Source organism: Streptomyces netropsis, assembly GCF_014203545.1.
GTDB classification, from domain to species: domain Bacteria; phylum Actinomycetota; class Actinomycetes; order Streptomycetales; family Streptomycetaceae; genus Streptomyces; species Streptomyces netropsis.
Genome location: NZ_JACHJG010000033.1, coordinates 1 through 11,312, shown reverse-complemented (window position 1 = coordinate 11,312; position 11,312 = coordinate 1). Strand labels below are relative to the sequence as shown.

Annotated in this window: 10 protein-coding genes and 1 tRNA gene; 3 read left to right on the top strand and 8 right to left on the bottom strand. The window is 72.5% G+C overall.

All coding sequences use genetic code 11. The features are described from left to right. Positions 1-108 precede the first annotated feature (108 nt). From tpg to FHS38_RS34645, 6 genes are all read right to left on the bottom strand, one after another. Positions 109-669 carry a telomere-protecting terminal protein Tpg gene (gene tpg, locus FHS38_RS34670; protein ID WP_184740563.1) on the bottom strand — a complete coding sequence of 187 codons (561 nt, stop codon included), beginning with the start codon at positions 667-669 and terminating at the stop codon, positions 109-111. Between the two features lie 6 nt (positions 670-675). Further along, complete coding sequence (gene tap / locus FHS38_RS34665) at positions 676-2,883, bottom strand: telomere-associated protein Tap (protein ID WP_184740561.1); 2,208 nt, start codon at positions 2,881-2,883, stop codon at positions 676-678. 16 nt (positions 2,884-2,899) lie between these two features. After that, positions 2,900-3,289, bottom strand: a complete 390-nt coding sequence (locus tag FHS38_RS34660; protein WP_184740560.1) for a hypothetical protein — start codon at positions 3,287-3,289, stop codon at positions 2,900-2,902. A gap of 246 nt (positions 3,290-3,535) precedes the next feature. Then, positions 3,536-4,213: a hypothetical protein gene (locus tag FHS38_RS34655; protein ID WP_184740557.1), complete on the bottom strand. Its 678-nt coding sequence runs from the start codon at positions 4,211-4,213 to the stop codon at positions 3,536-3,538. After that, a complete protein-coding gene (locus tag FHS38_RS34650; RefSeq protein ID WP_184740555.1) occupies positions 4,210-4,659 on the bottom strand; it encodes an RNA polymerase sigma factor in 450 nt (149 codons plus the stop codon). The genes FHS38_RS34655 and FHS38_RS34650 overlap by 4 nt, the downstream gene beginning before the upstream one ends. A gap of 454 nt (positions 4,660-5,113) precedes the next feature. Next, positions 5,114-6,283: an FAD-dependent oxidoreductase gene (locus FHS38_RS34645; RefSeq protein WP_184740553.1), complete on the bottom strand. Its 1,170-nt coding sequence runs from the start codon at positions 6,281-6,283 to the stop codon at positions 5,114-5,116. Positions 6,284-6,598: 315 nt separating this feature from the next. Between FHS38_RS34645 and FHS38_RS34640 the strand changes: the two genes are divergently transcribed. The 3 genes from FHS38_RS34640 to FHS38_RS34630 all read left to right on the top strand — a co-directional run bounded on the left by FHS38_RS34640 (position 6,599) and on the right by FHS38_RS34630 (position 8,210). Further along, positions 6,599-7,201, top strand: a complete 603-nt coding sequence (locus FHS38_RS34640) for a TetR/AcrR family transcriptional regulator (RefSeq protein ID WP_184740551.1) — start codon at positions 6,599-6,601, stop codon at positions 7,199-7,201. Between the two features lie 244 nt (positions 7,202-7,445). Then, positions 7,446-7,519: transfer RNA gene (locus tag FHS38_RS34635), tRNA-Met, on the top strand. Positions 7,520-7,703: 184 nt separating this feature from the next. Beyond that, a complete protein-coding gene (locus FHS38_RS34630) occupies positions 7,704-8,210 on the top strand; it encodes an HD domain-containing protein (protein ID WP_184740549.1) in 507 nt (168 codons plus the stop codon). Here FHS38_RS34630 and FHS38_RS34625 read toward each other — a convergent pair. Together FHS38_RS34625 and FHS38_RS34620 are read right to left on the bottom strand one after the other, a co-directional pair. Continuing rightward, a complete protein-coding gene (locus FHS38_RS34625) occupies positions 8,178-8,357 on the bottom strand; it encodes a hypothetical protein (RefSeq protein ID WP_184740548.1) in 180 nt (59 codons plus the stop codon). The two genes, FHS38_RS34630 and FHS38_RS34625, sit on opposite strands and share 33 nt — an antisense overlap. Positions 8,358-8,766: 409 nt before the next feature. Continuing rightward, on the bottom strand, positions 8,767-10,335 hold the full coding sequence (locus FHS38_RS34620; protein WP_184740546.1) for a hypothetical protein: 1,569 nt from the start codon (positions 10,333-10,335) through the stop codon (positions 8,767-8,769). Positions 10,336-11,312 lie beyond the last annotated feature (977 nt).

The window sequence follows — 11,312 nt, the reverse complement described above, 5'->3', positions numbered from 1 at the left end:
CCCTCCCCTCAGCAGCCTCGTTCGCCTGGCGGCAACAAGCAGGCCTTGATGACAACCATCGTGCTCCGGCTCACCGACCCCAGACGGCGGGGTGCAGCTGTTCGGGGCCTACAGGTCGAAGTCGAGGTGCTCGATGTCGGTGAAGCGCACCTCCTCCAGGCTGCCGGCGCGGCGGCCGGAGTCCTGGAAGTACACCTCTCTGAGCGCCTCAGCGGCGATTTCCTGCAGCTGCTGCTCGCCGGCGCCCTGCTCCTGGGCGTCGAAGAGGAGGGCGGCGTACTGCGGCGGCAGGGCCACGGTCAGGTGGCGGATCCGGTCCTGGTCGGTGCTGCCGATGGGGGCGGTGTAGCCGAGGCGGGCGCGGGTGTCGATGACGATGCCGCCGGTGGTCGCCGCCCGCTGCCGGGCCCTGGCCCTCACCTGCGGCTGCCAGCGCCGCGTGACCTCGGCCTCCAGGCGGGCCGCGAGGTCCCGCCGGGGCATTTTGATCTGGTCCTTCACATAGCGCTCGACGGTTCGCTGGGTGATGCCGAGCAGTTCGGCAACGGCTTTCGTGCTGCCTTTGCGCTGCTTGACCAGGTACCGCACCTGCGCGCCGGCGGATTTCGGGATCGGGCGGGTGAACGCCCGCTGCACTGCCTTGTCCAGGCCGTCCACGAACATGCTCATCGCGGTCTACTCCCCGTCGTCCTTGCTGGTGACCTGGCCGTCCTTGATGTACCGGGCGAGGTTGAGCTCCTGGCCGTACTGCTCGCGCACGCCCTCGCCCCACAGGGTGGTCTGGGTGCCTTCGTGTTTGACCATCCCGGGCGAGACGCCGAGCCGCCAGCCGCCCGGCAGGGGCTTGCCGTCCCGGTACGGCAGGAAGTCCAGCGGGGAGGGCCCGTCGGCCGCGTACACGGCGCAGTCGGACAGGATCGCGACCGGGTACTGCCCGGTGAAGGCCGCGTGCTTGACGATCTTGCGGTGCATGTTGATGCGGGTCCGGGAGATGACGGCGGCGCGGATGTCCGGGCGCCACGTCGGACGGGACAGGGCGCGCCATGGCCGGCCCGGCTTCCAGCCTTCGCCGCGCGGGCGTTCGCGGAGTTTGCCGAGGCCTCCCTTGACGGTCGCCTTGATCGCGGACACCACGATCGCCAGCTGTGGGTCGCGCTGCCGGTAGCCGTCCATTGCCGCCAGGAAGTCCTGCGGCGTCAGGTCGGCGGGCACGCCCAGGTCGGCCATGGTCTCCACGTACGCGTCGCGCAGGCGGTTGTACCAGCCGTCCAGGTAGCGGCCGTTGTCGTACCGGACGTACGCCTCGGCCGGCGCCACGTCGTAGCCGAGCTCCAGCGCGTAGGCGACGGTCGGAGTGGCGTACCAGGCCGGGCCGTCGGGGCGGGTGCCCTTCGGCGTGAACGGGCTGGGCAGCATGCCCGCTTCGAGTTGCTGCCACTCCTTGCCCGTCTTCACGCGGGACAGGTCGACATGGGAGAGGTCGACCAGCCAGGAGCCGGGCAGCTTCGGGTCGAATGCGGGGCTCTTGAGGTGGGTCGGCGCACCGAGGCCGACGATCGTGCCGTTCGCGCCGGCGGCGAAGGCCATGTTGACGTCGATACCGACCAGGTGCCGTTGGAGGCATTCGGCGTCGGTGAGCGGGCGTGACCAGTCGTATGCCTCTTCCACCAGGGCCTCGGCCGGGGTGCGGCGGTGGAAGCGCGGCAGGCCGGCGAGCAGCGGGTGCCCGTCGGGGGCCTCGCACGGCGCGGGGTCGACGGGGTCCTTGCCCAGGCTGCCGGGGTTGTGTTCGCTGTGCCGCTTGCCGTCCGGGTCGGGTGCGCCGGCTCGGGTCGGCGGGTGCAGGGCGGTCATCAGCTCGAGGCCGGTCACGGCGGTGGAGCCGCGCGGCGTCATCACCCGGGCCGCGTAGGTGCCCAGGAGCCGGGCGAGCTCCGCCGGCGGCAGCTGCCTGGCCTCAGCCCAGTGGCGGGTGTCGAGCGCGTCCCACGACGGGATGCACAGCTGGACGCAGTTGCGTTCCGAGCCCTGTGCCGGGCGGTAGATCCGCGCCCACGGCCCGAACCCGCGCTTCGTCAGCTGCCAGTCGGCCCGTGCCAGCTGCTTGATGACCTTGTGGCCCTCCGGCAGCCGACCGGACAGGCGCTCTTCCTCACCGAGGTGGAGCGGCAGGCCGTAGCGCTCGCACGCGGCCTCGGTGAGCACGATCAGGGGGTCGGCGTCCTTGCCCGGCCCGGACAGTTTCGGCTGCCCGAGCTTCGCCTCCGTGAGGGTCCAGTCGACCAGGGCCGGGATGGACTTGGCGGGCACGTCCAGGACCAGGCCGTCAACGCAGTACGCCGATACCTGCCCGTCCTCGACGTCGACGACCGCGAGCGGGCCGTTGGCGAAGCGCGGGTCGGTGCCGGGCGCCGTAGGCGTCGGCATGGTTCTCTTCGCGGCCGGGGGCCGCAAGGCCGGCGACGGCCCGGCCGTGGTCCCGGGGCGGGAAGTGGTGCGCTGCGGGGTGTGCTGGTTCATGGTCTCGGCCGCCGTGCCGGTGGCCGCGCCTGGGGGCAGAGTCTGCGTCTGCGTCTGCGTCGCGGAGCTGCCGGCAGGGACATCCGAGGCTGGTGCGGGGGCCGGGGCGGGGAAGCGGGCGGCGAGGCCTTCGAGCAGCCTGCGGTACGCCTGAAGGCGTTCCCCCTTCGGCTCGGCGCGGCCGGCCTCCCATGCCTGGACGCTCGGCACCCGTGCGCCCAGGGCCTGGGCGATCGCGGCCTGGGTCAGCCCGGCCGCCTCCCGCAACCGCACCCGTTCCGCCGGACAGGGAAGCACGGCGCCGCCGTCCACGGCGGCGAGCAGTGAGTCGACCGCGGCGAACAACTCCGGCTGGTCCGTCATCTGTGCTCTGTCCCTTCTACCTGACGCCCTGGCGGATCTCTTCGAGCCGGGTCACCAGCCGCTGATAGCGCTGCGAGGCGGCCTGAGAGGAGTTCAGGCCCTGGTGCTGGGCGATCTGCCGCCAGTCCATGCCCTGGCGCCTGGCCTCCATGACCGCCTGCGCCTCGAGCCGGTCCAGCGACAGGCGCATGTCCGTCAGCAGACCGAGCCCCGCGCCCATATCGTCTTCGGCCATGTCCGGCATCTGCCCGTCACTGTGCAGAGGACCGGCGGCCGCGAGGAGCCGTCCCAGCAGAGCGGCGTCCTCCTCCAGACGGCGCGCCGGGTTCCCGTCGGCCGCAAGGCCGTTCCCGTCCACCAGGTTGGACAACCGCTGACGGGCCTCGCCCTGAGCATCACCAGCCATACCGGCCACCCTACCCCAACCCTGAAATGAAACAACACATTGTTGTTCCATTGGCCGTGCGCCGGGCTGACGGCTGCTCGGGAAGCCCGCCGTCCGACGACGCGGACCGGGAACGCCGGTGCCCCGGCCGCGCTCGCCCCGAGGGCGTGCCGCCCGTCAATCCCCGGCGCGCCGGCGGGGAATCCAGCGCATGTCCAGTGCCTCGAGCGATACGCGCGCCGCGGCCGGAACCGGGACGGGGCCGGTTCATCCGGTGGGGACCGGGAGCAGGCAGGACTGCTCTCCGCCGTCGGCAAACAGCTTCGCCACGAGGGACCGTGCGGCCTTCAGGAAGGTGCGCAGCTGACGGCATCGCGCGGTGGCCCGAGCCCAGCCCTGCAGGTCTTGCTTGCTGCAGGGAGCGGTGTCGAGCTCCCCCTGCAGCGCCGCCGTTTCGCGGAGGGCGGCTTCGGCCGGGTCGAGAGCCGTCTTCTCGCCCACGTTCCGTTCCTGGACTCCCATGAGCAAAGCGGCGACCAGCGTAGTGGCCGTCTCCACACGGCCTGGCGCCAGCGGTCGTCCCTTCGGTGCGCGGTCCAGCCGGTGCCGGAGCACGTCGAGGTCGTCCGAAATCCTTGCCAGCAGTTCCAGCAGCTCGTTGACCAGGTCGTTGACGTCGACCGTGTGGGACCGGTGCCTCACCGGGCCATGGATGCGGATCCCTGCCGGCGCCCCCCGGATTCCGGTGGAGTCGGTGACGTTTCCGTCGTGGCCGACTGTCCGGCGTGGCGGCTGCCGGTCCCCGTGTTCCGGTGCGGTGACCAGTGCGAAGAGGGCCGCGCGGCCGGCGTCGGGGTCCAGGCCGTGCTCCACAGCGGTCAATACGGCGTTGTCCGCGGTGCCGAGCAGGGCGTCGAGTTCGGCGTCGTTGCCGAAGTGGGTCATCGGCCGCCTCCGTCGGTCGCGCTCGGCAGGGGTGTCTTGAGCCGGGCGCGGCCGCGGCTCAGGTTCTGCCGTACAGCGTGGTGGGTCATGCCGAGGGCCGTGCCGGTCTCGCCGGTGGTGAAGCCGTCCAGGTGCCAGGCCAGCGCTGCGCGTTGCAGGGGCGGCAGGCCGGCGAGCGCCGCGCAGACCCGGGCTTCCTCTTCCTTGAGTTCCACCGAGCGCAGCGGGCACACCCCGCCGGGCAGTTCGGGGAACTCATGGGTGAGGTCCCCGCGGCGGGCCGGCTTACGCGGGTAGAGACCGATAGCGACCAGCCGCGGCCAGGCGGCCGGGTGCTCGATGGTCTCCCGCTTCACGAACGCCTCGGTGAACGCGGCCTGGGCCGCGTCTGCCGCCTCGTGGCCGTTGGCGCCCTGCCGCGTCAGGTGCCGGATCAGCTTGGCCATGCGCTGCTCGTAGAACTGGGCGAACCCCCACCCGGACGACGCTGCCGTTCACCGGCACCGGGGCGACCGGGTTCTGTGGCTCTGGTGCAGAACCGGCGGACGGGTGGCTGATTGCGTGCCGCGCCATCCTCGGTGAACTGGAGCGCTACGAAGACAGCTACCGGCTCTGCTCCGTCCGGGGCCCGGAAGGGGTCATCGTCGAGCCGGCGGAGCGGATCAGCTGAGGACCGGCCCCGCCGCCGGGGATGAGCCGTCGTCCCAAGAGGTGACCCCGTTGGCTTCATTTCCCGTGAACATTCGCGCCTTCGCCGGCCACGCCTGACGCCCGAACCCCTGGAGAAACGCTGCCGCTTGAAGTGAACGAAGCCGGCGCACGACGATCCGCACGCGTAGCCGCTGCGCGGGTCATCCGGCGGACCGCCGGGCGTCGGGGGCGGCGCACGGCCGGCCGGGCTCAGCCGGTGCGGGCGGGGCCCGGGTCAGGGAGGGCGCCGGCCGGCCAGATGGCGTCGGGGAAGGCGGCGTCGTCGGAGTCGGTGTCGGGCAGGAGGGTGGCGAGCATCTGCCGGGCGGCCTTGGCGTTGCCGGCGGCGCGGGGCAGCATGACGCTTTCGTAGGCGCCGAGGGCCTCGTCGAGGGTGGGGTGGCCGATGACGGCCTGGGCGAGTTCGGCGCCGTCGAGCAGGGCGAGGTTGGCGCCGACGCCGACGGGCGGCATCAGGTGGGCGGCGTCGCCGAGCAGGGTGATACCGGGGACGCGCTGCCAGGTGTGGGGAACGGGAAGGACGAACAGGGGCCGGTTGATGAAACCGCCCTCATTGTCGCGCAGGATGTCCAGCAGGCTCTCGTCCCAGCCCCGGTACTGGGCAAGGAGGCGGGCCCGTACGGCGTCGGTGTCGGCGAGGTCGAGGCCGGCGTGCCAGTCCTGGGGGCCGCGGAAGGTGATGTAGGCGCGGACGTGCCCGTTGCTGTTGCGCTGCAGCACCAGGCTGCGGTGGCCCGCCTTGGCCGACATGGTGCCGTCACCGACCAGACGGGCGATGCCGGGGTGACGGTGGTCGACGTCGTCGAAGCGGGCTTCCACCATCGTGACACCGGTGTAGGAGGGCTGGGCGCCGGAGAGCGCGGGGCGCACGCGGGACCAGGCGCCGTCGGCGCCGATGACGAGGTCGAAGTCCTCGGCGGTGCGGTCGTGGTGATGCAGGCGGACGGTGCCGTGGGGCAGCGGGGTGACGGCCCGTACGGAGTGGCTCCAGCGGACCGTGCCGGGGGCGAGGGAGTCCAGCAGGAGGGTGCGCAGCCGGCCGCGGTCGATCTCGGGCCGGCCCAGATCGCCCTCGTCGGCCCGGTCGTGGCGTATCAGGGTGGCGTGGCGGTCGTACAGGCGCCATTCCTGGCTCTCGGGCCGGGACAGGGCGAGGAACCGGTCGAACAGTCCGGCTGCGCGCAGGGCGGCCTGGCCGGTCTCTTCGTGGATGTCGAGGGTGCCGCCCTGCGAGCGGGAGTGGGGGTCACTCTCGTGCTCGAAGACCGTGACCGGCACACCGTGCTGCTGCAGGACGCGCGCGCAGACGAGGCCGCCGGGGCCGGCACCGACGATCGCGATGCGAGGGGTGGTGGACATAAGGATGGACATAAGGGTCACGCTCCGTTCCACGGATCAAGAGAGTGCTGGTGCCTTGCGGTGCTGCCCCGGTGAAGGGAGCGGGGTGGCCGGCGGCCGGCGTGCGCAGGTCCTTCTCCGGCCCTTCCGGCGGGCCGTTCCCGGGCATGACGGATCGGGCGTTCCGGTGAGGGAACGCAGCCCCGGGTCCGGCGGGCCGGGTCCCGGCCGGGTTCACCGCCAACAGAAACACAGCAACCCCAAAAGTACAACCGCTCCGACTTTCTATCCGATTGCCATTGTGATCGGATCCCCTCAAGCGGGTAGGGTGGGGGCATGGCGGAGACGACGACAGGGCGCCGTGAGCGCAAGAAGGCCCGGACCAGGCAGGCCCTGGCGGATGCCGCAGTGCGGCTGTTCACCGAACGCGGCTTCGACAACGTCGGTGTACGCGAGGTGGCGGAGGCGGCCGATGTGTCGCTGAGTACGCTCTTCAAGCACTTCCCCAGCAAGGAAGCCCTCGTCTTCGACCTGGACGAGGACATCGAGAGCGCCCTGGTCGCCGCCGTTCACGACCGGGCCCCCGGCCAGCCCGTACTGCACGCCCTGCGCGACCACATGGTGCACACCCGGACCGTCGTGCGGACCGACGACCCCACGTTCCTCCTCGTCGAATCCACCCCCGCGCTGCGGGACCACGCCCGGCGCATGTGGTCACGCCACGAGAAGACACTGGCCGCCGCCCTCGCCGAAGCCACCGGGCTCGCCCCGGACGCCCCCGCCGTCACCGGCCTGGCACGCTTCACCCTGGAAGCCCCCGGCATCGCCCGCGCAAGCACCGACCCGGCCCGGACCCTGCACGACCTGTTCGCCCTGCTCGAACACGGCTGGGCCACCACCCCCCTGGCACTTCCGGGCCGGCCCTCGGACAGGACGTGAGACAGCCGCCCCGGACGCCCGGAGTCACCGACGACGACAGGCCCACTCCGCCTGCGCCGGACACGTTTCGGGCCACCCCGGCAAAGGGCAGAGGCCGTTTCCGGTGAAGTGCGAGCGCCTTCAAGGGCTGCCGGCCCCGGCCGAACACCCGGAGCCGGCCGCACGCCGAACCGCCGCCGGCGGACCGGACCAGCCGAACCGGTCCGCCGGCCCCACGCGAGTGCCGTAGTGTTCACCGTACCGACGCGGGGTGGAGCAGCTCGGTAGCTCGCTGGGCTCATAACCCAGAGGTCGCAGGTTCAAATCCTGTCCCCGCTACTCGCACGTGAGGGCCCGGCAGCCAGGCTGCCGGGCCTTCACTGCCTCCGGCCCCGTCTCCGGAGTCCTGTCTCCGTGCCGTTGCCGAGGGGGCGCTTCAGCCCGGCGGAGCTGTGGCGGGGCAGGCCCAGGCCACCCACGAGGCCGCCGGCGCCGTCACGGCGAAGAACACGGAGGAGCAGACATGAAGCCCGTCCACGAGGTCGACTTCCTGGCTGACCGCGCACACGCCGGACAGGCCGACAAGACCGGCACGCCCTACATCGAGCACGTCCGCGCCGTAGCCGCCGGGCTCGCGCCGTTCGGCGACGAACTCGTCATGGCCGGACTCCTGCACGACATCATCGAAGACACCGGCTGGACCGCCGGGCAACTGCGTGCCGCCGGCATCCCCGTACGCGTCGTGGAGATCGTGGAAGCCGTGACCCACCAGCCGGGCACGCCCTACACGGAGATGATCCAGCGCATCACGGGCGACGCCCGGGCAACACTCGTGAAGATCGCCGACAACGCCCACAACTCCCACCCCGACAGAGCCGCCCAGCTGCCGCCCGAAAAACGAGAACGCCTCGCCGCCAAGTACCGGGCCGCGCGCGCCGTCCTCTGGCCCGCCGCGAGCAGAGCCGACATCGAGACCATCGTCCGCATCGTCAACCCCTCACTGCTCACAGAGCTGGACGAACACCGATGATGACGCTGCCAGACGGCCACCGCCCCCACCCGCCCGCGGGGCGCCGACTGCCGGCACCGCCCAGAACAGCAGCACCGCCCAGAACAGCAGCACCATCCAGAACAGCAGCACCATCCAGAACAGCAGCACCGTCCAGGACAGCGGCACCGTCCGCGAGGCAGGGCTCTGCCGGCACCTCGACCACCCCATCGCGAAAGCCGCCGCCGGCGAGGAACCCCCGCGCCACAGCCAGCACATGAGCCAGTCTCCACAGACTGGACAAGGGCCACGCGAGTCAGGTGAGCCAGGTGAGCCAGGGTGGATCAGCCTCGGCCCCGGCCTGCGCCGTGAGCCGTCCCCGGAAACAGCCCGCCTGCCCTGAGCGGCATCCCCGGGGGCCGATAGCCCGGTGGCCTTGGTGGTCCCGGTGGTCCTGGTGGTCCCGGTGGTCCGGCTGCCGTGATCGCCTCCAGGCCGTGGAACAGCCGATTGCCCGCGACGGGAGCAGTTGCCCGGCATACAGGTGCCTTTAGGGACATATGCGGGTACCGGGAGCCGCCCGCGAGGACCAGGGCCTTCACCGGGATTCCCCTTCGGGGCGCCCCAGGAAAGTGGTGCGGGCCGCAGCGGCATCGGGCAGGGGGACGACGATGGTCATGACAGGCCGTAACGCCCCCATACGGGCAGGAACCTCCACCGGGGAGCCGAGACGGAGCACCAGGGCACCGGCGGCCCTGCCGGGCACCACGAAACGGGACTCCGACGACCGCTGCCCCGCCGCATCAGCAATCCCGGCATCTTCGACCGCCGCGAGCGGGAACACCACCATGTGGCGCAGCCCCCAGCGCAGGACAACGCGCCCGCCACACACCCCGTGCCGGCGCACCCGCCCGGCCACCGCAAAAGCCGCGGCCACAGCAGCCGCGTACAACAGCACCAGGGCCCCGGCCAGGACGACCGGGGCGGGACCGAGCCAGGCGGGCAGCCCGGCCGCACCGGCAGCCAGGACGACTGCCGCGGCCACGGGGGCCCAGCCCGGTCCGGGCGCCCGGCCCAGCCGTGCCTCGCCGCGCTCTTGCTGCGTACGGAAGGCCACGGCCCGCGCGAGGACGCCCCACACCGACAGCTCATGACGCACGATCTCAGCCACCGGCGGGGGCACGAGAGAGAAGAACGCACCGCCCAGAGCGGCCCGCCGGCCGAGGCCCGCCCGGCGCAGCCTGCGGTACCCGGAAACGAACGCGGCACCGAAGACCAGGCCCAGCACCAACAGCACGCCCTCGGTGACAGCCAGGACCCCGGCCGCGATCCGCCAGTCCAGCAGACCGGAAGCCACCAGCACGACCTCGGCCAGCAGCACCAGCAACCCGGCCCACCGCAGCCGGCGCAGCCAGCGAGGCGCCTGGCCGGCGGCCTCTCCCGCCACCCCGGGGGACAGTCGCGCCACCCCGGGGCCCTCCCCCGCCACCCCGGGGCCCGTGCGCGGCGCGGGGGACGGTCGCGGTACGGGGGACGGTTGCGGCGCCCCGGGGGACGGTCGCGGTACGGGCCCGGCGGCCAGGGCACCGCGCACAGCCCGTACCGCCGCGCCGGGATCCGCGGCGTGGATACGGATCTCCCGCACAGCCCCCGTGGCCCGGCCCGCCTCGAGGCGGGCCGGCTCACGCAGCCTGAGCACCACATTGGTGACCGACATGACCGGCACCCACAACACCCCGTCACTGACCTCCGCGGTGCGGCTCTGCCCGGTCATCGCGCGCCGTTCGGCCACCTCCTCCACGAGATGCAGCGGGACCTCGGCACGGAAAGCCGCACCGTAGGAGACAGTGAGCTTCCCCGCCGCCAGCCGGTGCGGACAAGCCACCAGGGCCACAGCAAACCCGACCATCACATACGCCACCGCCAGTCCAGCCAGCAGCGCCGCGACCCGCGCCCAGGGAGCCGACAGCAGCGCGTCGACAAGCGCGATCTCCACCACCGACAGGAAAACGACCACGAAAACACCCGCCCCGGCCCCCTCCTGGCCCGGGATCGACACCCCCTCCACACCCCGCCGCCCGAAGACCCGCAGCACACCCCGCACAGGCGCCCGCAACGCGGCGACGACACTCACACCACCACCGCCGATCACATTCGCACCAGCCATCCCGGCTCCCCACCACAGAGACAGTCCCCCGCGAAGACAGATTCCGCCCGGCAACGGCACCCCGGCCCCGGTTCCGCCCGGAACACCACCCCGGCCCCGGCAAGTCCCCCGGGACCATGCGCACTTGGACACCACCCGTCATTCCCAGAACGCACCACACACCGGAAAATCTCCCGCACACACCGCCGCGGTGCCATCCGGCCCGGCACACAGAACAAGCCCTCACACACAACACAGCCGACCGGCCGGCCCGGCCCGGCGGAGCGAGGCGGAGCCCGGCGGAGCGAGGCGGAGCCCGGCGGAGCGAGGCCCGGCGGAGCGAGGCGGCCGGGCCGGCGGCCGGGCCGGCGGGGCGAGGCAGGGCAGGGCCCGGCAGGGCGAGGCGGACCGCCGAACCGGCAGAGAAGGCAGGGACCACGACAGGCAGGGACCAGGCGGACGGGACGGGCGGACGGGACGGGCGGGGTGGACGGAGACCCGGGCAGGCGGGGACCAGGCGGACGGGACCAGGCGGACGGGACGGGTGGGGACCCGGGCAGGCGGGGACCGGTGGCCCGCCTGGCAGACGGTGCGGGAGGCCGCCGCTCCCCGCCCGGCAGCGGCACCCCCTCCCCCGCCTCGACGAGACCGTCACCGACGGGGCACCACAGGGGACCAGGCAGGAACCGGCACGGCCCGGCAACGAGTTCGTCGATCAGGATGACACCACCGCACAGCCCGGCGTTCGCGTTCGCGTTCGGGGGGATGGTCCGGGACCGGCCCGGCCGCCACCGGCCGCCGCCGGGGAAAGCGGTGCCGGCAAGGGGGTCCCGCCCCCTGGAGCGGCCTGCGGGCCAGGTCACGGGATCGCGCCCAAGGACTCCCCTTGGAGGACCAAAGCAGCGGCGGGTTAGCATATGAGCGCCGCCTAGCTCGAAAGATGGACCTGTGACTGTCAATGACGACGCGTTCACTAACTGGAAGAGCCGCGAGGAGAT